This is a genomic window from Amycolatopsis nalaikhensis, from assembly GCF_030264295.1.
GTDB classification, from domain to species: Bacteria; Actinomycetota; Actinomycetes; order Mycobacteriales; family Pseudonocardiaceae; genus Amycolatopsis; species Amycolatopsis nalaikhensis.
This window is the reverse complement of record NZ_CP127173.1, coordinates 7589350-7614447: the sequence shown is the minus strand read 5'-3', so window position 1 is coordinate 7614447 and position 25098 is coordinate 7589350. Positions and strand designations below refer to the sequence as shown.

29 protein-coding genes and 1 tRNA gene are annotated in these 25098 nt (G+C 71.8%); 4 read left to right on the top strand and 26 right to left on the bottom strand.

All coding sequences use genetic code 11. From position 1 onward, the window contains the following. Positions 1-34: 34 nt before the first annotated feature. From yajC to ruvC, 4 genes are all read right to left on the bottom strand, one after another. On the bottom strand, positions 35-439 hold the full coding sequence (yajC, locus tag QP939_RS37305) for a preprotein translocase subunit YajC (protein ID WP_285451117.1): 405 nt from the start codon (positions 437-439) through the stop codon (positions 35-37). 119 nt (positions 440-558) lie between these two features. Then, positions 559-1626 (bottom strand): Holliday junction branch migration DNA helicase RuvB, encoded by a 1068-nt coding sequence (gene ruvB, locus QP939_RS37300; RefSeq protein ID WP_285451116.1) that lies wholly within the window; start codon positions 1624-1626, stop codon positions 559-561. A 9-nt stretch (positions 1627-1635) separates the two neighbouring features. Continuing rightward, a complete protein-coding gene (ruvA, locus tag QP939_RS37295) occupies positions 1636-2232 on the bottom strand; it encodes a Holliday junction branch migration protein RuvA (RefSeq protein WP_285451115.1) in 597 nt (198 codons plus the stop codon). After that, complete coding sequence (ruvC, locus tag QP939_RS37290) at positions 2229-2813, bottom strand: crossover junction endodeoxyribonuclease RuvC (protein WP_285451113.1); 585 nt, start codon at positions 2811-2813, stop codon at positions 2229-2231. The genes ruvA and ruvC overlap by 4 nt, the downstream gene beginning before the upstream one ends. 75 nt (positions 2814-2888) lie before the next feature. Here ruvC and QP939_RS37285 point away from each other — a divergent pair, with 75 nt between their 5' ends. Further along, positions 2889-3329 (top strand): cupin domain-containing protein, encoded by a 441-nt coding sequence (locus QP939_RS37285; RefSeq protein WP_285451111.1) that lies wholly within the window; start codon positions 2889-2891, stop codon positions 3327-3329. Here QP939_RS37285 and QP939_RS37280 read toward each other — a convergent pair. The 5 genes from QP939_RS37280 to QP939_RS37260 all read right to left on the bottom strand — a co-directional run bounded on the left by QP939_RS37280 (position 3326) and on the right by QP939_RS37260 (position 6583). After that, a complete protein-coding gene (locus QP939_RS37280) occupies positions 3326-3877 on the bottom strand; it encodes a DUF4262 domain-containing protein (protein WP_285451110.1) in 552 nt (183 codons plus the stop codon). The genes QP939_RS37285 and QP939_RS37280 overlap by 4 nt on opposite strands. A gap of 86 nt (positions 3878-3963) precedes the next feature. Further along, positions 3964-4719, bottom strand: coding sequence for a YebC/PmpR family DNA-binding transcriptional regulator (locus QP939_RS37275; protein ID WP_285451109.1), 756 nt, complete (start codon positions 4717-4719; stop codon positions 3964-3966). A gap of 41 nt (positions 4720-4760) precedes the next feature. Beyond that, positions 4761-5381 (bottom strand): pyridoxal 5'-phosphate synthase glutaminase subunit PdxT, encoded by a 621-nt coding sequence (gene pdxT, locus QP939_RS37270; protein WP_285451108.1) that lies wholly within the window; start codon positions 5379-5381, stop codon positions 4761-4763. 189 nt (positions 5382-5570) lie between these two features. Continuing rightward, positions 5571-5891, bottom strand: coding sequence for an AzlD domain-containing protein (locus tag QP939_RS37265; RefSeq protein ID WP_285451107.1), 321 nt, complete (start codon positions 5889-5891; stop codon positions 5571-5573). Beyond that, a complete protein-coding gene (locus QP939_RS37260; RefSeq protein ID WP_285451106.1) occupies positions 5891-6583 on the bottom strand; it encodes an AzlC family ABC transporter permease in 693 nt (230 codons plus the stop codon). The genes QP939_RS37265 and QP939_RS37260 overlap by 1 nt, the downstream gene beginning before the upstream one ends. 68 nt (positions 6584-6651) lie before the next feature. Between QP939_RS37260 and QP939_RS37255 the strand changes: the two genes are divergently transcribed. After that, positions 6652-7215 carry a helix-turn-helix domain-containing protein gene (locus QP939_RS37255; protein WP_285451105.1) on the top strand — a complete coding sequence of 188 codons (564 nt, stop codon included), beginning with the start codon at positions 6652-6654 and terminating at the stop codon, positions 7213-7215. A 74-nt stretch (positions 7216-7289) separates the two neighbouring features. Beyond that, on the top strand, positions 7290-7991 hold the full coding sequence (locus tag QP939_RS37250; RefSeq protein ID WP_285451104.1) for a hypothetical protein: 702 nt from the start codon (positions 7290-7292) through the stop codon (positions 7989-7991). Between the two features lie 170 nt (positions 7992-8161). On the opposite strand, the gene pdxS is transcribed toward QP939_RS37250, so the two are convergent. The 3 genes from pdxS to QP939_RS37235 all read right to left on the bottom strand — a co-directional run bounded on the left by pdxS (position 8162) and on the right by QP939_RS37235 (position 11634). Then, positions 8162-9085, bottom strand: a complete 924-nt coding sequence (gene pdxS, locus QP939_RS37245) for a pyridoxal 5'-phosphate synthase lyase subunit PdxS (RefSeq protein WP_285451102.1) — start codon at positions 9083-9085, stop codon at positions 8162-8164. 88 nt (positions 9086-9173) lie between these two features. Continuing rightward, a complete protein-coding gene (locus QP939_RS37240) occupies positions 9174-10157 on the bottom strand; it encodes an ArsR/SmtB family transcription factor (RefSeq protein ID WP_285451100.1) in 984 nt (327 codons plus the stop codon). A 31-nt stretch (positions 10158-10188) separates the two neighbouring features. Next, complete coding sequence (locus QP939_RS37235; RefSeq protein ID WP_285451099.1) at positions 10189-11634, bottom strand: FAD-binding oxidoreductase; 1446 nt, start codon at positions 11632-11634, stop codon at positions 10189-10191. Positions 11635-11763: 129 nt separating this feature from the next. Here QP939_RS37235 and QP939_RS37230 point away from each other — a divergent pair, with 129 nt between their 5' ends. Further along, on the top strand, positions 11764-13872 hold the full coding sequence (locus QP939_RS37230; RefSeq protein WP_285451098.1) for an elongation factor G-like protein EF-G2: 2109 nt from the start codon (positions 11764-11766) through the stop codon (positions 13870-13872). A gap of 61 nt (positions 13873-13933) precedes the next feature. Here the strand turns inward: QP939_RS37230 and QP939_RS37225 are convergent, their stop codons facing one another. The 14 genes from QP939_RS37225 to QP939_RS37160 form a co-directional block, all read right to left on the bottom strand. Beyond that, positions 13934-14437 (bottom strand): XdhC family protein, encoded by a 504-nt coding sequence (locus QP939_RS37225; RefSeq protein WP_285451097.1) that lies wholly within the window; start codon positions 14435-14437, stop codon positions 13934-13936. A 12-nt stretch (positions 14438-14449) separates the two neighbouring features. Beyond that, positions 14450-14719, bottom strand: a complete 270-nt coding sequence (locus QP939_RS37220; RefSeq protein WP_285451096.1) for a hypothetical protein — start codon at positions 14717-14719, stop codon at positions 14450-14452. A gap of 33 nt (positions 14720-14752) precedes the next feature. After that, positions 14753-15010, bottom strand: a complete 258-nt coding sequence (locus tag QP939_RS37215) for a hypothetical protein (protein ID WP_285451095.1) — start codon at positions 15008-15010, stop codon at positions 14753-14755. A gap of 4 nt (positions 15011-15014) precedes the next feature. Further along, positions 15015-15287, bottom strand: a complete 273-nt coding sequence (locus QP939_RS37210) for a hypothetical protein (protein WP_285451094.1) — start codon at positions 15285-15287, stop codon at positions 15015-15017. A 1-nt stretch (position 15288) separates the two neighbouring features. Next, positions 15289-15771 carry an NUDIX hydrolase gene (locus QP939_RS37205; protein ID WP_285451093.1) on the bottom strand — a complete coding sequence of 161 codons (483 nt, stop codon included), beginning with the start codon at positions 15769-15771 and terminating at the stop codon, positions 15289-15291. After that, on the bottom strand, positions 15768-16916 hold the full coding sequence (locus tag QP939_RS37200; protein ID WP_285459933.1) for a glycosyltransferase family 4 protein: 1149 nt from the start codon (positions 16914-16916) through the stop codon (positions 15768-15770). The genes QP939_RS37205 and QP939_RS37200 overlap by 4 nt, the downstream gene beginning before the upstream one ends. A 17-nt stretch (positions 16917-16933) precedes the next feature. Continuing rightward, entirely contained in the window at positions 16934-17851 is a 918-nt protein-coding gene (locus tag QP939_RS37195; protein ID WP_285451092.1) for a phosphatidylinositol mannoside acyltransferase, read from the bottom strand. Beyond that, positions 17848-18474: a phosphatidylinositol phosphate synthase gene (gene pgsA, locus QP939_RS37190; protein WP_285451090.1), complete on the bottom strand. Its 627-nt coding sequence runs from the start codon at positions 18472-18474 to the stop codon at positions 17848-17850. The genes QP939_RS37195 and pgsA overlap by 4 nt, the downstream gene beginning before the upstream one ends. Positions 18475-18562: 88 nt before the next feature. After that, positions 18563-19081 (bottom strand): MarR family winged helix-turn-helix transcriptional regulator, encoded by a 519-nt coding sequence (locus QP939_RS37185; RefSeq protein WP_285451089.1) that lies wholly within the window; start codon positions 19079-19081, stop codon positions 18563-18565. 63 nt (positions 19082-19144) lie between these two features. Then, positions 19145-19687: an HIT family protein gene (locus QP939_RS37180; protein WP_285451087.1), complete on the bottom strand. Its 543-nt coding sequence runs from the start codon at positions 19685-19687 to the stop codon at positions 19145-19147. Beyond that, complete coding sequence (gene thrS, locus QP939_RS37175; protein ID WP_285451085.1) at positions 19684-21711, bottom strand: threonine--tRNA ligase; 2028 nt, start codon at positions 21709-21711, stop codon at positions 19684-19686. The genes QP939_RS37180 and thrS overlap by 4 nt, the downstream gene beginning before the upstream one ends. Positions 21712-21844: 133 nt before the next feature. After that, the gene (locus tag QP939_RS37170) at positions 21845-22459 is read right to left on the bottom strand and encodes a malonic semialdehyde reductase (RefSeq protein WP_285451084.1); all 615 of its coding nucleotides are present in this window, start codon (positions 22457-22459) and stop codon (positions 21845-21847) included. A 178-nt stretch (positions 22460-22637) separates the two neighbouring features. Then, positions 22638-24170, bottom strand: a complete 1533-nt coding sequence (locus QP939_RS37165) for a sugar transferase (protein ID WP_285451082.1) — start codon at positions 24168-24170, stop codon at positions 22638-22640. 704 nt (positions 24171-24874) lie between these two features. Beyond that, positions 24875-24946, bottom strand: a tRNA-Val gene (locus QP939_RS37160). Between the last annotated feature and the right edge of the window lie 152 nt (positions 24947-25098).

The following is a 25098-nucleotide window of genomic DNA, read 5'->3' as shown; positions in this document are numbered from 1 at the left end:
GGCTTTCCGGCCCGGCCCGGTGTGCCCGCGGGGGCTACTTCTTGCCGTGCTCCAGCGGCGGCGCCACCTGGGCGGTGGTCTGCGGCTCGTCGTCCTTGATGCCGGAGGTCGGCTCGATGATCGACTCCTCGGCGGGGGCCTCCGCCTCGTCGACCGAGTCCTCTTCGGTCTCGACGACCGGCTCGACCTTCTCGCGGACCGCCAGCCGCAGCCAGGTCGTGACGACGCCCGGGGCGATCTCGATGTCGATCGTGGTGTCGCCGGACGCGTCGGCGACGGTGCCGTAGAGACCGGAGGTGGTCATCACGCGGTCACCGGGGGCCAGGCTGTTCTGCAGTTCCTGCTGCGCCGCCTGCTGCTTCTTCTGCTTGCGCGTGCTCATCACCAGCGGCACGGCGAGGACGAGCACGAGGAGCAGGGGCAGCAATAGACTTTGCATGATTCTCCGTTCGACGGACACCGACCCATGTCGAAATGTCCGGTTCTTGGGTATGTGCTCCTGTCAAGTGTGCCAGGTACCAGCGCGGACGCCAGCACCCACCCGCCGGTACGAGCCGCTCAGTCCTGCTCGAACAGCGACGGCCCGCCCTGGTCCGGGCGCCCCGGGAGGTCCGCGGGCGGCACCATGCCGAGGTGTTCCCACGCGGCCGCGGTCGCGACCCGGCCGCGCGGGGTGCGGGCGAGCATACCGGCGCGCACGAGGTAGGGCTCACACACCTCTTCCACGGTCGTCGCCTCCTCCCCCACGGCCACCGCGAGCGTCGAGATGCCGACCGGCCCGCCGCCGAACGACCTGGTCAGCGCGGTGAGCACGGCCCGGTCGAGCCGGTCGAGGCCCAGCTCGTCGACGTCGTAGACGGCCAGCGCGGCACGGGCGACGTCGCGGGTCACCTTGCCGTCGGCGCGGACCTCGGCGTAGTCGCGGACGCGCCGCAGCAGCCGGTTCGCGATCCGGGGCGTGCCCCGCGAGCGGCCGGCGATCTCCGCGCAGCCGTCGCGGTCGATCGGGATGTCGAGGATCGTCGCCGCGCGGCGGACGACCAGCTCCAGCTCGGCGTCGGTGTAGAACTCCATCTGGCCGGTGAAGCCGAACCGGTCGCGCAGCGGGCCGGTCAGCGAGCCCGACCGCGTGGTCGCCCCGACCAGCGTGAACGGGGCGATTTCGAGCGGGATGCTGGTCGCGCCCGGCCCCTTGCCGACGACGACGTCGACCCGGAAGTCCTCCATGGCCAGGTACAGCATCTCCTCGGCGGGGCGCGCGATGCGATGGATCTCGTCGATGAACAGGACGTCGCCGGGCGCCAGGTTGGACAGCATCGCGGCGAGGTCGCCTGCGCGCTCGAGGGCCGGGCCGGAGGTGATCCGGATGGCCGCGCCCAGCTCGGCGGCGACGATCATCGCCATCGACGTCTTGCCCAGCCCGGGCGGGCCGGACAGCAGCACGTGATCAGGCGGCACCCCGCGCCGCCGCGCGCTCTCCAGCACCAGCTCGAGCTGCTCGCGCACGCGCGGCTGGCCCACGAACTCGTCGAGCTTGCGGGGCCGCAGCGTGCCCTCGACGTCCCGGTCGCCGGTCTGGGCCCACGCCGAGAGGGCCTCCTCCTCGTCCACGGCTTCATACTCCACGGCCCGCGCCTACCGCTTCCGGCCGAGGGTGGCCAAGGCGGCGCGCAGCACGCTGGACGTCGTGTGGCCGTCGCCGTCGGCGAGCACCTTGTCGACGGCCTGCTCGGCCTGCTTGGCCGGGAAACCGAGCCCGGCCAGCGCTTCGACGACCTCCGAGCGCAGCGCGCCGGGCGCGGTGACCGCGGGCGCGTCGCCGGTGCCGCCGAGCGCGGTGACCTTGTCCCGCAGCTCGAGGGTGAGCCGTTCGGCGCCCTTGCGGCCGATGCCGGGCACCGACGTGAGCACCGTGATGTTGCCTTCGACCAGCGCGGCCCGCAGCTTGTCGGGATCGAGGACGGCGAGGGTGGCCAGCGCGAGCCGCGGCCCGATCCCGGACACCGTCTGCAGCAGCCCGAACAGCTCGCGCGCGTCGGCGTCGGCGAACCCGAACAGCGTCAAGGAGTCCTCGCGCACGACCAGCGCGGTGTGCAGCCGGGCTTCTTCGCCGCGGCGCAGGGTCGCCAGCGTCGCGGGGGTGGCCTGCACGGCGAAGCCGACCCCGCCGACCTCGACCACGACGTGGTCCAGGCCGACCGACAGGACTTCCCCGCGTACCGACGAGATCATCGTGCTGCTCCTGGGTTCTTGGCTTGTTTCGCGGCCGCGGCGAGGCGGGCCTTGTGGGTGCGCGCCATCTCGGCCGCGCGGGCTTCGGCCTCGGCGAGCCGGGCCCGCATCGGCTCCCGCCAGAGGTGGCAGATGGCGAGGGCGAGCGCGTCGGCGGCGTCCGCGGGCTTCGGGGCGACCTCCAGGTTGAGCAGCCGCATCACCATGGCGGTGACCTGCGCCTTGTCGGCGCGGCCCGACCCGCTGACCGCGGCCTTGACCTCGCTCGGGGTGTGGAAGACGACCGGCAGCCCGCGCCGCGCGGCGGCCAGCGCGACCACGCCGCCCGCCTGGGCGGTGCCCATCGCGGTCCGGACGTTGTGCTGGGCGAAGACCCGCTCGACCGCGACGGCGGCGGGCTTGTACTTGTCCATCCACCGCTCGACCTCGTCGGAGATGCCGAGCAGCCGGTGCGCCAGGTCGGCGTCGGGCGGTGTCCGCACCACGTCGACGGCGACGCAGCGGACGGCCCGGCCCTTGCCGCCGTCGACCACGCCGAGGCCGCACCTGGTCAGACCGGGGTCGACCCCGAGCACCCGCACAGTTTTCCCTTCCCGCCGCGAACATCCGTTCGAGCATGCAGGCTACTGGGGCGCTCCTGCGGCAGGATGGAGGACATGCCGCAGCCCTCGGATTTCGTCACCCACCTGGGTCTCCAGCCGCTCCCCGTCGAAGGCGGGCAGTGGGCGCAGAGCTGGCGCTCGGCCGACGGGTCCGCGATCTACTACCTGCTCGTCGCGCCCGAACGTTCCGCGCCGCACCGGCTCGACCGCGTCGAGGTGTACGCGCACCACGCGGGCGCACCGGCGGAGATGTTGCTGCTGCACCCGGACGGCTCGGTCGAGCGGCCGGTGCTCGGCACCGACGTCGCCGCCGGCGAGCGGCCGCAGGTCGTCGTGCCCGCCGGGACCTGGCAGGCGACCGTGACGCGCGGCCCGTGGAGCCTGCTGGGCACCGTCGTCGTCCCGCCCTACACGGAAGACTGCGTCGAGTTCGCGGCGGCCGCCGACCTGGCTCTGCGGTTCCCGGAAGCGGCTGCCGACCTGCGGAAGTTCTAGGGGCCGTCGACGCCGGGGGTCCAGCTCTCGGGGTCGCCGCTGCCGGTGAGCACCGGCTGCCACTGCGCGAAGCCCTCCGGCGCGTCCGGGTGCCAGGGGAACTTGCCCTCGGGCGTCGCGACGATCAGCTGCAGCGCCGGGAAGTCGCCGTCCGGGTAGATGAGGAACGCCGAGCCGAAGTACTGCGGGTAGTGGCCCTTGTGCACGCGCTCGAAGACGACCGGGACGCCGTCGAAGAAGTCGTCGTAGCGCTTGCCGACCTCGAAGATCTCGCCGTTGGCCGCGCGGTCGACGTAGGCGTCGAGCAGGACCGGGCCCATCTGCTCCGGCAGCCCGACGACGACGGCCTCGGGCACGTTGTGCAGCGCCCACGCGCAGGCGGTGAAGCAGTAGTTGGCACCTTCGTCGTCACCGGCGACGGTGATGACGGCGTTGCCGCGTTCCTTCGCCTGCGTCTCGATCCATTCGATGAGGCGCTGTTCGTCCACGGTCAGCTCGGCGGCGAGATCGGCGGAGGAGGCGGGGGTCGTGGAGGTCACGGCGCACATTCTGCCCGACCGGGCCGCCGGAGCCCAGTGCCCGGGCCGGAAAGTTTCCGACCCGGGCACGAAAGCGTTGTGGCACAAGGAAAAACTCAGCCGACTTCGGCGAGCACCTCGTCCGACACATCGAAGTTCGCGTACACGTTCTGGACGTCGTCGCAGTCTTCGAGGGCGTCGATCAGCTTGAAGACCTTCTTCGCGCCGTCCGCGTCGAGCGGGACGCTCACCGACGGCAGGAACGTCAGGTCGGCCGACTCGTACTCGAACCCGGCGTCCTGCAGGGCCTTGCGGACCGGGACCAGGTCGGTCGCCTCGGAGACGATCTCGAAGCTCTCGCCGAGGTCGTTGACCTCCTCGGCACCCGCGTCGAGGACCGCCATGAGGATGTCGTCCTCGCCCGCGTCGGCCTTGGGCATGAGCACGACGCCCTTGCGGTTGAACAGGTACGCCACCGAGCCCGGGTCGGCGAGCGAGCCGCCGTTGCGGGTCAGCGCGGTGCGGACCTCCGACGCCGCGCGGTTGCGGTTGTCGGTGAGGCACTCGATCAGCACGGCGACGCCGTTCGGGCCGTAGCCTTCGTAGGTGATGGTCTGCCAGTCGGCGCCACCGGCCTCTTCGCCGGCACCGCGCTTGCGGGCGCGCTCGATGTTGTCCTGCGGGACCGAGTTCTTCTTGGCCTTCTGGATGGCGTCGTAGAGCGTGGGGTTGCCGTCCGGGTCGCCACCACCGGTGCCCGTGCGGGCGGCCACCTCGATGTTCTTGATCAACCGCGCGAAGAGCTTGCCGCGCTTCGCGTCGAGGTTGGCCTTCTTGTGCTTCGTGGTGGCCCACTTGGAGTGGCCGCTCATCTCTCCTCCATCTGTTCCGTACCCCGGCCGGGCACCGCGTCTCAGGCAGCCTGTCGCACGAGGTCGACGAACAGCCGGTGCACCCGCACGTCGGGCGTCAGTTCCGGGTGGAACGCGGTCGCCAGCACCGCCCCTTGCCGGACCGCGACGATCCTAGCGGTGTCGTCTCCCACACCGGGCACACCGCCGACCGTGGCCAGCACCTCGACGCCGTCACCGGCCTTCTCGACCCACGGGGCCCGGATGAACACCGCGTGCACCGGGCCACCCGGCACCTCGGCGAAGTCGAGGTCCGCCTCGAACGAGTCGACCTGCCTGCCGAAGGCGTTGCGCCGGACGACGACGTCGAGCCCGCCGAGCTGCTGCTGGTCCGGCCGCCCGTCGAGGGCTTGCCGCGCCAGCAGGATCATCCCGGCGCACGAACCGAAGGCGGGCAGCCCGTCGGCGATCCGCGCCCGCAGCGGCTCCAGCAGCTCGAAGCTCTCCAGCAGCCGCGACATGGTGGTCGACTCGCCGCCGGGCAGCACGAGTCCGTCCACTTCGGACAGCTCACCGGGGCGGCGCACCGGCATCGCCCGCGCGCCCGCTTCTTCCAGCATCGCGACGTGCTCCCGCACGGCGCCCTGCATGGCGAGCACCCCGATCACCGGCACTGACGACAACCCGACCTCCCGAAAAACCTTCCCACCAGCCTAGACGCCCTCCCCCGCAGCCTCCCCAGCAGGTCAACCCCGGTCCCGAGCGCCCCAAGGTGGCCTTCGGTGCGTGAGACGCACCGAAGGCGGCCTTGGGTGCGTAAGACGCAACCAAGGCCGCCTTGGGGTGCTGGCGACCGGACAACAGCGGGAGCCTCAGGGCACCCCGGCCAGGCGCAGCAGGGCCGCCGTCGCCGCGGCCGCCACCACCACCAGCACGAACGGTGCCTTCCGCCACGCCAGCACCCCGGCCACCAGGACCCCCGCCGGGCGCGCGAAGCCCGCGAAGCCGTGCCCTTCGGTCAACGCGCTCACCGCGACCAGCGCGGCCAGCAGCACCACCGCGGCCAGCGCCATCAGGCGTTCGGCGCGCGGCGACAGCTTCACCCGGCTGCGCAGCACCGGGCCCGCGAACCGGAAGGCGAACGTCCCCAGGGCCAGCACCACCGTGCCGACCAGCAGCTCCACCCCGTCCATCAGCGCGCCTCCTGCAGTTCGGGTTCCTTCGCCGCGACGCCCGCCAGCACCCCGGCCAGCGCCAGCAACACCGGCAGCCCGGCGGGCAAGAACGGCGTCGCGGCCAGGGCGACCAGCACGCCGATCAGCACCGGCAGCCGGGCCGCCCGGTCGCGCAGCGACGGCAGCACCAGCGCCAGCAGCACCGCCGGGAACGCGGCGTCCAGGCCGAACACGTCCGTGTCGCTGATCGCCGTGCCCGCGAACGCGCCGGCGACGACGCCGATGTTCCAGCAGGCGAACAGGCCGATCCCGCAGGCCCAGTACGCCGCCCGGCGCCGGTGCGCCTCCCGCTGGGCCAGCGCGAACGCCACCGACTCGTCGATCATCAGGTGGCTGCCGGCCAGCCTCGCGGCCCACCGCCGGCCCAAGACGTCGCCGATCGCGAAGCCGAACGGCAGGTGCCGCGCGTTGGCCAGCAGCCCGGCCAGCACGGCCGCGAACGGGTTGCCGCCCGCCGCCACGATGCCGATGAACATGAACTGCGACGCGCCGGCGAAGACCAGGAGCGACATCAGCATCGGCAGCCACAGCGGGAAGCCCGAGCTCACCGCGATGGCGCCGTAGGAGACGCCCACGAGACAATCGGCGAGACAGACCAGGCCGATGTCGCGGGCGAGACCCCGATCGAGTGTTCGCCAAATCGAACGCATGTGTTCTATGGTGAACACAAGCCGCCGTGTTCGTCAAGGCGAACAGAACGACTGATGGAGCGAACGGCATGTCGCAGGAAGCCACGGGCGCGCCGCTGGAGATCATCGCGGCGTCGCTGCGCCGGGAACGCACCCGCGCGGGACTGTCCCTGACCGAGGTCGCGCGCCGCGCGGGCCTGGCCAAGTCGACGCTGTCCCAGCTCGAGTCCGGGACCGGCAACCCGAGCGTCGAGACGCTGTGGGCGCTCGGCGTCGCCCTCGACGTGCCGTTCTCGCGGCTGGTCGAGCCGGAGCGGCCGAAGGTGCGCGTCATCCGGGCGGGCAAGGGCCCGACGGTGTTCGCCGAACACGCCGACTACGCGTGCACGCTGCTGTCGGCCTGCCCCCCGTCCGCGCGGCGGGACATGTACCTCATCCGGGCGGAACCCGGCACACCGCGACGGTCCGACCCGCACATGACCGGCGTGATGGAGCACATCGTGCTGTGCGCGGGACGCGCCCGGGTGGGCGTGCTGGAGGCACCGGAGGAGCTGAACCCCGGCGACTACATCTCCTACCCGGGCGACGTCCCGCACATCTTCGAAGCCCTCGAGCCGGGCACTTACGGCGTCGAGATCTCCGAATACGTCTAGAGGATCACCAGCCGGACTCCCGTGCCGCAAAAAGTACCGCGAACAATCCGTCCACGAGGCCTATTCTCCGGACCATGAGCAACAGCTCCGGCGCCAAGGCACGCCGAGAAGAAGAGATCGCCTTCTTGGCTATGGAGCAGATACTCGGCGTCGACATCCGGCTTGCCGACGCCGGCGCCGGGGACAAGATGCCGGATGGCTCTTGGGTGATGCCCGACGGCCAGGGTCGAGGCATCGTCGAGGTCACTTCGCCCCCGGCCACGAAACTCATGGCTGATTGGGCAAGGGCGAAGAAGGAAGGCCGACCTCAGACGGAGAGCGGGTCGGTCCCGCTACGTATGAACGAACTCGCTGCCGTATGCACTGAACTCCTGGAGACGAGCTGGGCGCTCGAGAACATCAGGAAACTGCAGAACCAGCACGCGAATGAGCGACATCTTTTCCTCTTCGCGCGAGGTCACGACGTGGGTCACTACTTCTATCGCCTGTCCGACTCGTACGGCGACAGGTCCGCGGAGACAGTCGAGGACCTCGTCCTGCCGGACGGGATCTCGGACGTCTGGTTCCGAGGTCGGGCCAGCCGAGAGCCCGACCGGCCGTTGGGAGCGGCCCAGGTCCGGTTGGCGCGTTTCCAAGCCGGGGTCGGCTGGCAGTGCCACGTGGTGGACATCGAAGAGCGGGACCTGCCCTCACCAGCCTCCGGCATAGTGGCCGACCACGTGCCGGCCGACATGCGACATCCCCAAAACCGAAGCCCCCATCGATCGCAACGTTGATGCCTCAGCATCCCTCCGGAACCGACGGCGCGCTCAAGTGCCCAGCACGATGCCGGGCCGGGCATCGGAAAGCAGGGAGCCCTGGAACCGTTCGGCTCCAGGGCTCCCTCGTCTTCACCCGTCGACCGCGGGAAAGACCGGCGTCACCAGGGCGGTAGCCCCGTCCGCACTCACCAGCCGCGCTCGGCGAGGCGGTGCGGCTCCGGGAGCTCCTCGACGTTGATGCCCACCATGGCCTCGCCCAAGCCGCGCGACACCTTCGCCAGGACGTCCGGGTCGTCGTAGAACGTCGTCGCCTTGACGATCGCCTCGGCGCGCTGGGCCGGGTTGCCCGACTTGAAGATGCCCGAGCCGACGAACACGCCCTCGGCGCCGAGCTGCATCATCATCGCCGCGTCGGCCGGGGTCGCGATGCCGCCCGCCGTGAACAGCACCACCGGGAGCTTGCCGGCCTGCGCCACCTCCTTGACCAGCTCGTACGGCGCCTGCAGCTCCTTCGCCGCGACGAACAGCTCGTCCTCGGGCAGCGTCTGCAGCCGCCGGATCTCCTGGCGGATCTTGCGCATGTGCGTGGTGGCGTTGGAGACGTCGCCGGTGCCCGCCTCGCCCTTGGAGCGGATCATCGCCGCGCCCTCGGTGATCCGGCGCAGGGCCTCGCCGAGGTTGGTCGCGCCGCAGACGAAGGGCACCGTGAAGGCCCACTTGTCGATGTGGTTGGCGTAGTCGGCCGGGGTGAGTACCTCGGACTCGTCGATGTAGTCGACGCCGAGGCTCTGCAGGACCTGCGCCTCGACGAAGTGGCCGATGCGGGCCTTGGCCATCACCGGGATCGAGACGGCCTCGATGATGCCGTCGATCAGGTCGGGGTCGCTCATCCGCGCGACGCCGCCCTGGGCGCGGATGTCGGCGGGCACGCGCTCCAGCGCCATCACCGCGACCGCGCCGGCGTCTTCGGCGATCTTGGCCTGCTCGGCGGTGACCACGTCCATGATCACGCCGCCCTTGAGCATCTCGGCCATGCCGCGCTTCACCTTGGCGGTACCGGTGACGGACTGGACCGTGCCGTTGGAGGGGGTGGTCTGCTGCTCGGACACGACGGGGCCTTTCCACACGAAATCGAGGGGTACGCCTCCGAGGGTAGGTCGGTGGTGGACCCTTCAAGCAGGCCAGTACGCGGGTATCTCAGCAGTCCACTTCGCCGGTGCCCGCGACCAGGGCTTCCGCGAGCCGGGTGCGCGCGTAGAGGACGTGACGTCCGGCACGATGCCCGCTGACCAGGCCCGCGGCCTTCAGGGCGCCGAGGTGCTGGGACACCGCGCCGGCGGTGAGGCCACTCCGGCGGGCGAGCTCGGCGGTCGACGCCGGTGCGGCCAGCTCGGCCAGCAGCATCGCCCGGCCGCGGCCCACCACGGCGGCCAGCGCGCCGGGCGCGGCGGCGCTGCCGGTCTCCCACAGCGTGGCGATCCCGCGCGGCGGGTAGCGCAGCACCGGCTGCCAGCGCGGGTCGGTCTTGGAGAACACCCGCGGCCAGACGAACGCCGAAGGCACCAGCACCAGGCCGCGCCCGTCGAGCGGGACGGCGGCGTGCAGGTGCCGGTGCGCCACCGTGAGCGTGCCGCCCTGCCAGCGGACCATCGGGGTGAGGTCGTTGAACAGCTCGGCGGCCCCGCCCTGGGCCAGCAGCCGCGACCGGTGCAGCACGTCGGCTTCGAGCAGCGCGCGGATCCGGGGCCACTCCGGGGCGAGCACCAGCTCCCAGTACCGCTCCATCAGCGTCGCGAGCCGCTCGAGCCCCGCTTCGGGGTCGCGGTGGAACCGGTTCAGCGCGGGCGTGCGCGGCCCGGCCATCGCGTCCAGCTCGCGCCGGACGACGCGGGCGGGCACGTCGCGGAGGTCGGCGAGCTCGTCGGCCAGCTCGGGCAACGGCGTCGAGGGCGTCCCGGCGAGGAAGCCCGGCAGGTGCCGGACGGGGACGAGGTCGCGCAGCAGCGTGATGTCCAGCCCGGCCGCGTCGAGGGCCGCCGTGGCGCGCTTGACCCACGGCAGGTGCAGGGCGTGCTCTCCCGGCAGGTTCAGGACGCGCACGCTCGCGACGATCTCCCACGCCGGGGAGAACGCAAACCGGGTGTGCGCCAGGTCCTCTGTGGAGAATGCCAGGTCGAGCACGCGCTGCCTCTCTGCCGACGTGCCGCGGAGTCTACGTCCCTCCGATGTGGACAGTCGAGCGGGCCGCGGAAAGCCCTTGCGGGAAAGCGAAAATTCCTCGCGGGTCATACTTCCGGGCGACAGCGCGCAGCCGCTCCGCGTTCACCCCGTAGTACGCGTGCGCCCAGTCCGGCATCTCCGGGTCGAGGTAGTTGACGTACCCGGTGGTGCCGAACTCCGGCCCGAGCCCGTCGCGGACCGCGGCGAGCGACCGCCGCGCCCCGGCCAGGCCACCGTCGGCGGGTTCCGCGCCGTGCAGGAACTGGAGGCTCGCCAGTGCCTTCCGGTGCGGGAACGGCGTTTCGCGGACGCCGACGCGGGCGATCGCGCCGCCACCGGAGTCCACGATCGTGCGGACGCCGGGGTCGCGGGTCAGAACCTCGACCACGGCCGCCGGGTCTTCGGCCGGGCGCGTCAGCATCCGCGACGTCCCGGTGTAGGCGTAGCGGGCCGCCGCGGCGGCACCCGGCCGGGAGTCGTGGTCGTCGAAGGTCCGCATGGCGGTCAGGTGGTCCTGGACGGCTTCGTGCCACTCGACGGGCTGGGTGCCGACCCGCCGGACGAGGTCTTCGAGCAGCTCGTGCATCCGGGCTCGCGGGCCGAGAAAGGTGCCGCCGAGCGACGCCTCGTTCCAGGCGAGGCCCATCCCGGACCACAGCTCGTCCGGCGCCGCGGGCTGCCACTCCTGCCAGGCCGCGAACAGCGCGGTCCGCGCGTCCGCCGGGAACTTGAGGTCGAAGGTGGCGACGTCGGCGATCGGCACGGTCCGGAAGGTGAAGCCGGTGACGATGCCGAAGTTCCCGCCGCCCCCGCCGCGCAGCGCCCAGAACAGGTCCGGCTCCGCGGCCGCGGAGACCGTGCGCACCCGGCCGTCGGCCGTGACGATCCGCGCCGCCTCCAGGTGGTCGCAGGTCAGGCCGTACTTCCGGTCGAGGACGCCGACCCCGCCACCGAGGGCGAGCCCGGCGATGCCGACGGTGTCGCAGCTGCCGGCCGGCAGCACGCGCCCCGCCGCGGCGAGCGTCGTGGCGATCGGCCCGAGCTTGGCGCCGGCACCGATCACCGCGCGCCCGTCCGGCCGCACCTCGATCCCCGAAAAGCGGCTCAGGTCCACGACGATCCCGCCGTCCACAGTGGAGTAGCCGGGGTAGCTGTGCCCGCCGCCGCGCGCGGCGACCGGCAGCCGGTGCCGCGCGGCGAACGCGACCGCGAGCTGGACGTCCTCGACGCACGCGGCGCCGACCACGGCCGCCGGCACGCGGTCGTCGTACATCGTGAAGAAGACCAGCTTGGCGTCGGCGTAGCCGGGGTCGCCCGGCCGGAACAGCGGCCCGGCGAGCCGCGCGCGCAGCCGCTCCCAGTCGTCCGGCGGCGGCCAGCCCGCCAGCCCCGCCACCGGCACCGCACCGGAAACCCGCAAGAACGTCCGCCTGTCCATGCTCTCCCCCTGCCCCGTGTCCCCCCGGGCATTCGGCTGGTCCCGGAAGCCCTGCCTTGCCGTGACCAGGGTAGCGGGTGTGTGATCGAGGACACATCCCGTACACCAGCCGTTCGCCGAGGAGTCGTCATGGCAGACAAACAAGCCAGGAACGCCGACACCGGGGCCGCCGTCGCTGTGGACGACCCCGCGAAGGTCCGCAACGTCGTGCTCGTCGGCCCGTCCGGCTCGGGGAAGACGACCCTCACCGAGGCGCTGCTCGCGGCGTCCGGCACCGTCCCGCGCGCGGGCTCGGTGGTGGAGGGGACGACGGTATGCGACCACGACCCCGCGGCGGTGCGCCAGCAGCGTTCGGTCGGCCTCTCGGTCGCGCCGGTGCTGCACCAGGGCCACAAGATCAACCTGATCGACACGCCGGGCTACGCCGACTTCGTCGGGGAGCTGCGGGCCGGGCTGCGCGCGGCCGACGCCGCGTTGTTCGTCGTCTGCGCCGCTGAAGGGGTCGACGCGGCGACGGTCGCGGTGTGGGAGGAGTGCGCGGCGGTCGGGATGCCGCGCGCGGTCGTCGTCTCCCGGCTCGACCACCACCGGGCCGACGCGATGGCCGAGATCGCCGCCTGCCAGGCCGCGTTCGGCGCCGGGGTGCTGCCGCTGTACCTGCCCGCGGGCGACGGCCTGGTCGGGCTGATCACCCAGCGGTACTTCGACTACTCCGGCGGCCACCCGCCGAAGATCGGCGAGCCGGACCCGGCCGACCTGGAACGGATGGCCGAGGCCCGCAACGAGCTCATCGAGGGGATCATCGCCGAGAGCGAGGACGAGACCCTGATGGACCGCTACCTCGCCGGGGAGGAGATCGCCGAGGACACGCTGATCACCGACCTCGAGACGGCCGTCGCGCGCGGGTCCTTCCACCCGGTCATCCCGGTCTGCGCGACCAGCGGGATCGGCTTGGCCGAGGTGCTCGACGGGATCGTCCGCGCCTTCCCCTCCCCGCTCGAGCACCAGCCCCCCGACGTCACCACACCGGACGGCGCGCCGCACGCCGCGCTCTCCGCCGACCCCGCGGGCCCCCTCGCCGCGGAGGTCGTCCGCACGGCCGCCGACTCCTACGTCGGCCGGGTGTCCCTCGTCCGGGTGTTCTCCGGGACGCTGCGGCCGGAGCGGCCGGTGCACGTGTCCGGGCACGGCCTCGCCGAACGCGGCCACGAGGACCACGACGCCGACGAGCGCGTCGCGCACCTCTATTCGCCGCTCGGCGCGAACCTGCGCGAGGTGCCCTACTGCGTCGCGGGTGACCTCTGCGCGCTGACGAAGGTCGGGTCGGCGGAAACCGGCGACACGGTTTCGTCGCCGGACGAGCCGCTGCTGATGGAGCCGTGGGCGATGCCGGAACCGCTGCTGCCGGTGGCCGTGGTCGCGAAGACCCGCAGCGACGAGGACACGTTGGCGCGCAACCTGTCCCGGCTCGTGGCGGGTGACCCGACGCTGCGGCTGGACCGCAACGCCGAGACCAACCAGCTGGTGCTGTGGTGCATGGGCGAGGCCCACGCCGACGTCGTGCTGTCGCGCCTGCGGGCGGGCGGCGCGGACGTCGACACCGAGCCGGTGAAGATCAGCCTGCGCTCGACGTTCACCAAGCCCGCCAAGGGACACGGGCGGCACGTCAAGCAGTCCGGCGGGCACGGCCAGTTCGCCGTCTGCGACATCGAGGTCGAGCCGCTGCCGCGCGGGAGCGGGTTCCAGTTCGTCGACAAGGTGGTCGGCGGCGCGGTGCCGCACCAGTTCATCCCGAGCGTGGAGAAGGGCGTGCGGGCCCAGCTGCAGAAGGGGCTGGCCGACGGCCACCCGGTGGTCGACGTGAAGGTGACCCTGGTCGACGGGAAGGCCCACAGCGTCGACTCGTCGGACGCGGCCTTCCAGACGGCGGGCGCGCTGGCGTTGCGGGAGGCGGCGGCGAACGGCCACATCACGATGCTGGAGCCGCTCGAAGAGGTGGCGATCCGGCTGCCGGACGAGCACCTCGGCACGGTGCTGGGTGACCTGTCGTCCCGGCGCGGCCGGGTGCTGGGCACCGAGGCGGGCGAAGGCGGCCGGACGGTGATCCGGGCGGAGGTCCCGGCGACGGAGCTGGTCCGCTACCTGATCGACCTGCGCTCGATGACCTCGGGCACGGCGACCTTCACCCGCCGCCACGCGAGGTTCGAGCCGATGCCGGAAGGGATGGCGGTCCACTAGCCGCGCGCCCGGTCGTGAGTGTTCAGGGCGGTTCTAACCGCCCTAAACACTCACGACCGGGTCAGAAGTCGAAGCCGCCGGGGCGGTCGTTGCGATCGGCGATCAGCCCGGCCAGGGTGGCCAGCGCGATCTCGGGCGGCGTCCGGGAGCCGATGTTCAGCCCGACCGGCCGGTGCACCCGGGCGATGTCCTCCTCGGCCACGCCGAGGCCCTGCAACGCGGCCACGTGCGGGCCCGGGTGACGCGGGTTGCCGAGCACGCCGACCCACCGCGGCTGCCCGGCCAACGCCGCCTTCAGGACCTCGCCCAGCTCGGGCCGGTGGTGGTCGGTGACGACCACGTCCGCCGCCCCGTCGAGCGGCGGCAGCGCGGTGTCCGCCGCGAAGCCGTCCGGCACGTCGGTGACGCGCGCGGGATCGGGCTCGAACAGGGCCACGTGGTAGCCGAGGTCCTTCGCGAACTTCAGCAGGTACCGCGACACCGGCGACGCGAAGACCGCCACCAGCGTCCGCACGCCGGGGTCGGCCGGAGCCGTGCCGTGGGCGACGTCGCAGCTCTCACTCATCCGCTCAGTCTGTCAGCCGCCGACCTGTTCGCCCAGCGTCACCCGGAACTGCCACACGTCGGTCTTGCCCTTGACGAGCACCAGGTAGCCGTCGCTCACCCGCAGCACCGTCCGGCCCTGCGGCGACCACGGCCGCGGCGGCCGGTGCTGCTTGGCCAGCAGGTACGCCTCGCCCTCGGCGACGTCGCGGCCGGGGTACGGCGCCGCGTCGGCGACCGACCAGCCCCGGCCGTCGCCCGTGCCGCCCTGCTCTTCGATGACCACCCACCACGTCGAACCCATGCCGCTTCCGACGCGGCCGGGGCCCGGGTGGTTTCAGATCTCTTCGAGCACGCTCAACCGGAAGTGGAACGTCGACGTCCGGCCCTCGACGACCACCAGGTAGCCGCCGGGGCCGCGCAGGACCTGCCGCGACTTCGGCGACCACGGGTAGGCGGGCTGGTACTCCCGCGCCAGCCGCAGCGCCTCGGCCTCGGCGGTTTCCCGGTCGGCGAAGGGAAACCGCTCCGACAGCGACCAGTTCCGGTTTTCGCCCATGCCACGCTGCTCTTCGACGACCACCCACCAGCCCACGGCCTCAGTCCTCCGGCTCGGCCAGGGTTTCGCCGAGGGTGACGCGGAAGTGGAACGTCTGCGTGCGGCCGGTCGCGATCACGAGGTAGCCGTCGCCCACCCGCAGCACCTTCCGCTCCTTGACCGACGACGGGTGCACCGGCTCGTGCGCGAACGCCAGCCGTCGGGCGACCTCGTCCGCGTTGGCCCGGTCCCCGCCCGCCGGCTTCGTCTTCGTGACGGCCCAGGTGCGCGCGTCGCCCCCGCCGCGCTGTTCTTCGACGACCACCCACCACATGTCAGACCTCCGGTTCGGCGAACTCGAAGTACTCCGGCTGCGGGGCCGTCCCCGCGAGCCGGAAGTACCGCACCTTGCGACGGCGCCGCAGCCGCAGCGTGTCGCGGACGGCGTCGTTGTGGACGCGGCGGGCGATCACCACGCGGTGCTCCGCGTCGGTCAGCTCCTCGGCCAGCTCGGCGGGCAGCCCCGCCCGGTCGATCCGGCTGAGGTGCAGGGTCAGGTCCCCTTCGAGGGCCTCGCGGTCGGCTCGCGGCGCAGCTTCGGCGCGCTCGGCCGACGTCCGCAACGCCGTGTCGCCCAGCACCGCCGCGACAGCGCGCGCCACGACCGCGCGGCGGGCCAGCGCCGCGTCGAGGGCGGCCCAGCCCGCGTCCATCCGGACGTGCAGCCGGTCGAGCCGGTTCGCGGTCGCCACCAGGAACAGCCCGCCCAGCACGACGAGGAGCGCGAGCAGCGGGAGCAGCCAGCCGAGCACGGTCACCGGGCGAGCTCCCGCTCGGCCGTCGCCGCGACGCGCCGCGGGTCGGCGGCCACGGCCGTCTCGTAAACCCGCAGCACCTGCGTGGCCACCACCGACCAGTCGTACATCGTGACCCGCTCACCCGCCGCCGCGGCCAGCGACGCCCGGCGCGCCGGGTCGCCCAGCAGCTCACGCAGGCCGTCCGCGAGCGCGCCCGGGTCGCCGGTTTCGACGAGCATCCCGGCGCGGCCGTCGTCCAGCACGCGCCGGAACGAGTCGAGGTCGCTGGCCAGCACCGGGGTGCCGGCCGCCATCGCCTCGGTGAGGATCATGCCGAAGCTCTCGCCGCCGGTGTTCGGCGCGCAGTAGACGTCGACGCTGCGCAGCGCCCGCGCCTTGACGTCGTCGTCGACCTGGCCGAGCAGCTCGACGTGCGGTGCCAGCTCGGGCCCGGCCTCGCGCAGCAGCTGCTCGGCGTCGCCCCGGCCCACCACGACCAGCCGCAGGTCCTCGAACTCCGGCAGGATCCGCCGCAGCGCCTCCAGCAGCACGCCCATCCCCTTGCGCGGCTCGCCGAACCGGCCGACGAACCCGAGGGTGCCGCCCGCGCGCGGGTAGCCCGGCAGCGGCGTCGCCGAGGAGAAGAACTCGACGTCGACGCCGTTGGGGATCTCCACCGCGTCGCCGCCCGCGTGCTCCACCTGCACCCGGCGGGCCAGGGCGGACACCGCGATCCGCGCGGTGATCTTCTCCAGCAGCGGCCGCAGCACCGGCTGGAACGCCGAGAGGGTGCGCGAGCGCGTCGTCGCCGTGTGGAACGTCGCCACGATCGGGCCGTCCGCGATGAGCAGCGCCAGCAGCGAAAGGCTCGGCGCGGCCGGCTCGTGCAAGTGCAGGACGTCGAAGTCGCCGTCGCGGATCCAGCGCCGGACGCGCGCGTAGGACACCGGGCCGAACTGCAGCCGCGCGACCGAGCCGTTGTACGGGATGCCGAGCGCCTTGCCCGCCGGGTGGACGAACTCCGGCAGTTCCGCGTCCTCGTCGGCGGGGGCCAGCACGGACACCTGGTGCCCGCGCGCCAGCAGCGCCTTCGTCAGGTCGATGACGTGGCCCTGCACCCCGCCGGGCACGTCGAACGAGTAGGGGCAGACGATCCCGACCCGCATCGGGCGCGTGGCCACGCTCAGCTCGCCTCTTCGAGGCTGACCCGCTCGGCGGCCTCGAGGTCGGCGGGCCAGAACTTCTGCACCATGTGCCAGTCGGCCGGGTGCGCGGCGATGTCGCCGGCGAAGATGTCCGCCAGCGCCTGGGTCGCCGCCGGGACCTCGGCCCGCGCGGTCACCCGGATCCGCGGGTGCAGCCGGATCTGCCAGCCGTCCTCGGTGAACCAGCAGCCCGCCGGGATCAGGGCCGCCCCGGTCGTCGCGGCCAGCCGGGCGGGCCCGCCGGGCATCCGCGCGGGCTCGCCGAAGAACTTCACCGGGATCCCGGTGCTGGTCAGGTCCCGGTCGCCGAGCAGGCAGACGGCCTTGTTCTCCCGCAGCCGCTTCAGCAGCACGCGCATGGCCGAGCTGTCACCGGTCAGCGGGAGGATCTCGAAGCCGAGCGACTCGCGGTAGGCGACGAACCGGCGGTAGAGCGACTCCGGCTTCAGCCGCTCGGCGACGGTCGTGAACCCGCCGAGGTAGTCGGCCAGCCAGACGCCGGCGACGTCCCAGTTCCCGCTGTGCGGCAGCGCCATCACCGCGCCGTTGCCCTCGGCGAGCGCGGCGTCGAGGTTCTCCACGCCGGTGATCGACGCCGCGACCTTGCCGCTGACCTCCTTGTGGTCCATCGACGGCAGCCGGAACGTCTCGTGCCAGTACCGCGCGTACGAGCGCATCGCCCGCCGCGTCAGCTCGTCCAGCTCGGCCGGGTCGGCCTGCGGCACCACGCGGGCGAGGTTCGCGCGCAGCTGCCGCACTCCCCCGCCGTCGCGCCGGACGGCGAGGTCGGCGCCGAGCGAGAAGACCGTGCCGCCGAAGCCCGCGGGCAGCCAGCCGGCCAAGCGCCAGCCGGCCGCGTACCCGAAAGCGCTCAGCCGCTCGGACACCTTGCTCATGCCGAATGCTCCCCGGCGGCGGCCTCGCGGGCCGCCTTCGCTACCGCGAAGAAGCGCTGCAGCAACGTGATGACGGAGCCGATGGCCAGCAGCCAGAGCGTCACGTCCACGGTGTACGGGATGCCGAAGCCGTGCAGGCCGGTGCCGACGAGCGCGATGATCAGCCGCTCCGCGCGCTCGACGAGCCCGCCGTCGACCGGCAGGCCGGAGGCGTCGGCCCGGGCCTTGACGTAGGAGATGACCTGGGCGAGCACCAGGCACAGCAGGGCCGCGGCGGCGGCCGGGTGGTTGTCGTCGACGACGAAGCACCACCAGGCGATCGCGGCGAACAGGGCGCCGTCGACCAGCCGGTCGCAGGTCGCGTCGAGCACCGCGCCGAACGGGGTGCCGTAGCCGCGGGCGCGGGCCATGGCGCCGTCGAGCAGGTCGAGCATGGCGAAGCCCCACACCGTGAAGGTGCCCCACAGCAGGTGGTCGTTCGGGAAGAAGACCAGGGCGCAGACGACCGCGCCGGCGGTGCCGAGCACGGTCATCACGTTCGGGGTCAGCCCGGCCCGGACCAGCGCCTGGCCGATCGGGTCGGTGACGCGGGAGACGGAAGCACGCGCGAAGATATTGAGCATCGGTTCGTCGAGGCACCTGGCTACGAGGGTCGGGTGGGCGATGGCAGCCTATCGACCCGTCGAGGTGATGCCGACGCGCCGCCCCGGGTCAGCCCGATTTCGGCAGCCCGGCGAACTCGCGCGCGTCTTCGGCGGCCTGCGCGGCGGCGCACTTCGGGGAGAGCTGGCGGCGGATCGCGGCGCTGATCTCGCCGAGCGCGGCGATCTGCTCCGGCGTCAGCGGGTCGAACAGGCTCTCTCGGACGGCCTCGACGTGTCCCGGCGCGGCCGCTTCGAGGGCGGCGAACCCGGCGTCGGTCAGCACCGCCCAGGCACCGCGCTTGTCGGTCGGGCAGGCCTCGCGCCGCACCCAGCCGTTCGCCTCCAGCCGCGCTACGGCGTGCGAGAGCCGGCTCCGCGACGCCTGGCGCGCGTCGGCGAGTTCGCTCATCCGCAGCCGGCGGCCGGGCGCTTCGGACAGGGCCACGAGGACTTCGTAGTAGGTGTGCGGCATGCCCGAGTCGTGCTGCAGCTGCCCCTCGAGGTGCGCGCTGAGCATGCGGGTGGCCGTGTTGAACTCACGCCAGACGCGCTGCTCGTCGTCGCTGAGCCATCGGGTTTCGGACATACCCCCATCATACCCCTGGTTGAACACTCAATCAGGCGTTGCCGGTTACGGTTCCGGGGCGGTTCACCAGGCGTCGGCCAGCAGGTCCCGCGTCTCGCCCAGCAGCTGCGGCAGCACCTTCGTCTGGCCGATCACCGGCATGAAGTTCGCGTCCCCGCCCCAGCGCGGCACCAGGTGCTGGTGCAGGTGCGCCGCGATGCCCGCGCCCGCGATCACGCCCTGGTTCAGGCCGATGTTGAACCCGTGGGCGCCGGAGACCGCGCGGATCACCTTCATCGCGTGCTGCGTGAACTCGGCGACCTCGCGCGTCTCCTCGACCGTCAGCTCCGTGTAGTCCGCGACGTGCCGGTACGGCACCACCATCAGGTGGCCCGGGTTGTACGGGTACAGGTTCAGCACCGCGAACACCGTCTCGCCGCGCGCGACGATCAACCCCGTCTTGTCGTCGAGGGACGGGATGCGGCAGAACGGGCAGCCCGTGTCGCCGTCGTCGTCCGGCTTGTCCTGGCCCTTGATGTAGGCCATCCGGTGCGGGGTCCAGAGGCGCTGGAAGGCGTCCTGGACCCCGATGCCCTGCTGCTCGACGAGCTCGGGACCCTCACTCACCGAACGACCGTCTCCAGCGCGTCGGCCGACGGCGACGCGTTCTCGCGCCGTTCGACCCACTCCGCGATGGCCTCGACCGCCTTCTGCACGGGCACGCCGTTGATCTGGCCGCCGTCGCGGAAGCGGAACGACACCGCGCCCGCCTCGACGTCCTTGGCGCCCGCCAGCAGCATGAACGGCACCTTCTGCGTGGTGTGCGTGCGGATCTTCTTCTGCATCCGGTCGTCGCTCGCGTCGACCTCGGCGCGGATCCCCTTGGCGCGCAACGCCTTCTCGACGTCCTGCAGGTACTCCACCTGGTCGGCGGTGATCGGGATGCCGACCACCTGCACCGGCGAGAGCCACGCCGGGAACGCGCCCGCGTAGTGCTCGGTCAGCACGCCGAAGAAGCGCTCGATCGAGCCGAACAGCGCGCGGTGGATCATCACCGGGCGCTGGCGCGAGCCGTCCGGCGCGGTGTACTCGAGCTCGAACCGCTTGTTCTGGTTGAAGTCCAGCTGGATGGTCGACATCTGCCAGGTGCGGCCGATGGCGTCCTTCGCCTGCACCGAGATCTTCGGGCCGTAGAACGCCGCGCCGCCCGGGTCCGGGACCAGCTCGAGGCCGGAGTCGACGGCGGCCTGCCGCAGCGTCTCGGTGGCCTCCTCCCACTCCCAGTCCTCGCCGATGAACTTGTCGGAGTCACCACGCGTGGACAGTTCGAGGTAGAAGTCGGAGAGGCCGTAGTCGGCGAGCAGGTCGAGGACGAACTTGAGCAGCGACCGCAGCTCGCCCGGCATCTGCTCCTTGGTGCAGTAGATGTGCGAGTCGTCCATCGTCAGCCCGCGCACGCGGGTGAGGCCGTGCACCACGCCCGACTTCTCGTAGCGGTAGACGGTGCCGAACTCGAACAGCCGCAGCGGCAGCTCCCGGTAGGACCGCCCGCGCGAGCGGAAGATCAGGTTGTGCATCGGGCAGTTCATGGCCTTGAGGTAGTAGTTCTCCTCGTCGAACTGCACCGGCGGGAACATCGTGTCCGCGTAGTAGGGCAGGTGGCCGGAGGTGTGGAACAGCTCGCCCTTGCTGATGTGCGGGGTGTTCACGAACTCGTAGCCGGCCTCCTCGTGGCGGCGGCGCGAGTAGTTCTCCAGCTCGCGGCGGATGATGCCGCCCTTGGGGTGGAACACCGGCAGGCCGGAGCCGATCTCCTCGGGGAAGGAGAACAGGTCCAGCTCGGCGCCGAGCTTGCGGTGGTCGCGGCGCTCGGCCTCGGCGATGCGCTCGAGGTGGGCGTCCTGCGCCTCGGTGGACTCCCACGCGGTGCCGTAGATCCGCTGCAGCTGCGGGTTCTTCTCGCTCCCCCGCCAGTACGCGGCAGCGACGCGGGTCAGCTTGAACGCCGGGATGAACTTCGTGGTCGGCACGTGCGGACCCCGGCAGAGGTCACTCCAGACACGTTCCTTGGTGCGCGGGTCGAGGTTGTCGTAGATGGTGAGCTCGCCCTCGCCCACCTCCATCACCTCGGAGGTGTCCACTTCGGACTTGAGGTCGACGAGCTCGAGCTTGAACGGCTCGTCCGCGAGCTCCTTCTTGGCCTCGTCCACGGAGTCGAACACACGCCGCGAGAACTGCTGGGCACCCTTGACGATCTGCTTCATGCGCTTTTCGAGCGCCTGCAGGTCTTCCGGGGTGAACGGCTTGTCGACGGCGAAGTCGTAGTAGAAGCCGTCCTTCACCGGCGGGCCGATGCCCAGCTTGGCTTCCGGGAACTGCTGCTGCACCGCCTGCGCGAGCACGTGCGCGGCCGAGTGGCGGATGACGCTGCGGCCGTCCTCGGTGTTCGCGGCGACCGGCTCGACCTCGGCGTCGGCCTCCGGCGCCCAGGCGAGGTCGCGCAGCTTGCCCTCGGCGTCACGCACGACGACGATCGTGTCCTCGCCCTTGGTCGGCAGACCGGCTTCGCGGACCGCCGCGCCCGCCGTAGTGCCCGCCGGTACCACCACGCGGGAGGCGGCCACGGGGGAAACGGGGGGCGACTGGGACACGATCGGCTCCTCAAACTGGAGTGACAAAGATGACCCCGTCGATGCTAGTCGGCGGCCCGGACGTGCCTCACCGCGCGTCCGCGAACGCCGGACGGGCCGCCCCCGGCTCCGGAGGCGGCCCGTCCGATCGCGCTCAGAGGGTCTCGACGACCTGGTCGAAGTCCAGGCGCGGCAGGCGGTCGAACCACGGGTTCTCGCCCGGCTTGCCGATGTTCACGATGACGAGCGAGCGCCACTTCTTGTCGGCGAAGAACTCCTCATCGACACCCTGGGCGTCGAAGCCGGTCATCGGGCCGGCGGCCAGGCCGGCGGCGCGGACGCCGATGATGAAGTAGCCGACCTGCAGCAGCGAGTTCAGCTTCGAAAATTCGACGCGGCCCTGCTCGTCGGCGAAGTTGTCCTTCACCTGCGGGGCGTGCGGGAACACCTGCGGGATGTTTTCGTGGAAGTCGACGTCGGCGGCGAGCACTACGGTCAGCGGCGCGGTCTCGGTCTTGTCCCGGTTGCCCGGGGCCATGTGCGGGAGCAGGCGGGCCTTCGCCTCGGGCGTGCGGAGCACCAGCGCGCGCAGCGGCTGGGTGTTCATCGACGTCGGGGCCCACTTGACGAGGTCGTAGATCGCGCGGACCTGCTCCTCGGTCACCGGCTCGGAGCTGAAACTGTTGGCCGTGCGGGCCTCGCGGAACAGCAGGTTCTGGACGTCCGCGGGGACCTGCAGGCCTTCGGTCTGCTCGGCAAAGGTGGTCATGGGGCGCGTTCCTTCCGTTGGTCGGTTATCCCGTCCAACAAGATTGAGCGTTGAACTATTTCGCTCTCAACCACCTGGGCCGGTGAAGTGGATCACACCGGGTGTTCGCACGAACACGGCCGCCGTCCCCCTGCGGCGGGGATCGGCGGCCGTGTGCGCGGTACGCGGTGGGGCGGGGTCAGTAGGCGCCCTGCCCGCCCATCACCGCGCGGAAGGTCTTCCACAGGATCACCAGGTCGAGCGCCAGCGACCAGTCCTCGACGTAGCGCAGGTCGAGCCGGATGCTCTCGGCCCACGTCAGGTCACTGCGGCCGCTCACCTGCCACAGGCCGGTCAGCCCGGGCTTCACGAGCAGGCGGCGGCGGGCGTCCGGGGCGTACTGCGCGGTCTCCTCCGGCAGCGGCGGCCGCGGGCCGACGAGCGACATGCGCCCGGACACGACGTTGAAGAGCTGGGGCAGCTCGTCGAGCGAATACCGGCGTAGGAGACCACCCACTCGGGTGATACGCGGGTCGCGCTTCATCTTGAACAGCGGGCCCGCGCCCTCGTTGTCCGCCTCCAGGGTCTTCCGGATCTCGTCGGCGTTCGTGACCATCGTGCGGAACTTGAGCATCGTGAACGTCGCGCCGTCGCGGCCGACGCGGCGCTGGCGGTAGATCACCGGGCCGCGGTCGTTCAGCTTGATGGCGAGGGCGATCACCAGCAGCAGCGGGGAAAGCAGGGTCAGCAGGAACGCGGACCCGCAGCGGTCGACGATCTCCTTCACCACGCGGCGGCCGCCGGTGAACATCGGCGCCGTGACGCGCAGCAGCGGCATGCCGAGCACGCCCGTGACGTTGAGCCGCGGGCCGGCGACCTCCATCAGCACGGGCGCGACGACCATCTCGGAGCCGGTGCCCTCCATGTCCCAGGCGAGCCGCTGCAGCCGCTTCGGCGTCCAATACTGGTCGGCAGTGATCGCCACGACGCGGTAGCCGCCGCGCCGCACGTGCCGCGACAGCTCTTCCAGCCGCCCGACCACCGGGACGCCGTCGATCTCGCCGCTGTCGCAGTCGGCGCCGTGCCCGGTGAAGGTGCAGGCGGCTTCGACGCGCCAGCCGACGTGGACCTCGGACCGGGTGCGCGCGATCAGGTCGGCGACGGTCTCCGGGCTGCCCGCGGCCATCACCGGCAGCAGGCAGAGTCCCTTGGCGCGCTTGCGGTGCAGCACCTGGCGCAGCAGGTACCGCTGCGGGAAGGCGACGAGCGCGATGATCGGGACGACGACGAACACCCAGGCCTGGACTTCGAGGGCGCCGAACAGGAGGCCGCCCAGTGCGACGAGGACGGCGGCGGTGAGGAAGCCGCGGCCGAGGGTGCGGTACTCCTCCGCGCCTTCGCCCAGCACGCGGGGGCTCCAGGCGCGGCTGGCGGGCAGCGCGACGAAGACGGCGAGCATGGTGCCGAAGGCGTGCATGTCGTGCGGCGCGTGGCGGTCGATGACGAAGGCGCTGATCACGATCACCAGCAGCGTGATGCAGACGTCGCTGCCGATGACCCAGGCTCTGTATCTGGCTTCCCAGGCCGCGGGCAGCGCCTTGGGGGACGGCGTCGCCGCCTGTCCGGCGTCGTCGACGGCCTCGTCCCGGTTGACGGGACGGGGGATGGCCTGGAGGTCGATGTGCGGCGGTGGCTGGCTCACCGTGTACGAAGGCCGCACCGACTCTTCCATCTGACCTCCCGGGGCAAGGATCGGGTTGATCCGCGGGCACGCAATGTCACCGACCGTGATTTCGGAGAGTCACCACGTCCCGGCTTGCTCGCGACGCCCGCAGAGGCGTCACACGGCAAGGTATCGGCGACTCTCTCAGCATCGTTACAAGGATTTCCAGCCACATGCTGCGGGAGTTCCCCGCCAAGAAATGGCCGGAAGATAACAAGTTTGTGACGATGGGTAATAGCCCGTATCCCCAGGATTATCACGGTGCGTAATCAAAATGGGCGATACCCGCACTCGGGCGGACCACACTCTTCCGAACGGCCGAACGCCCCCGGAATTCCTCTGTGGACACTGCAGTCCACAGTGGACCCCCGCCTCGAGGTCGCCCCGTGGCGGCGGCGACAGCGTGCCGAAGATCACAGACGAGCTGGCGACGGGCCCTCGTTCGACAAAACCGTGTCGAAGCGACAGAGTTTCGAGGTGCTTCGCGGGGGCCTCGCCGACGGTCCGCGGACCGCTGTCGAAGACTGATACGGACACATCGAGCGGAACGTTCACTCCGCTTCGGCGGCGTGAAGGGCGAAGATCTGCCGCCGCTCTCGAAAGCACGGCCCGACCTGGGGATCCGCGGGCACAGCCGCCGGGTTCGAAGCCCGTAAAACAACGAGAGGGCCGCGTTCGCGCTGTTCGCGAACACAACCCTCTCAACCATCTCGTGGGCGATACTGGGATCGAACCAGTGACCTCTTCGGTGTGAACGAAGCGCTCTCCCGCTGAGCTAATCGCCCCCCTGACGTGGTGGAAAGAACTCTAGCGTACGACTTCAGGACGCCTGCAAACGGGTGGTCCTGGCCGACCACACTCCGCTTACCGGCGAGTACGGAACGAACAACCCCGAGCTAGCCGGGGTTGTGCCGGACGGGGGCCGCCCGACGCCACG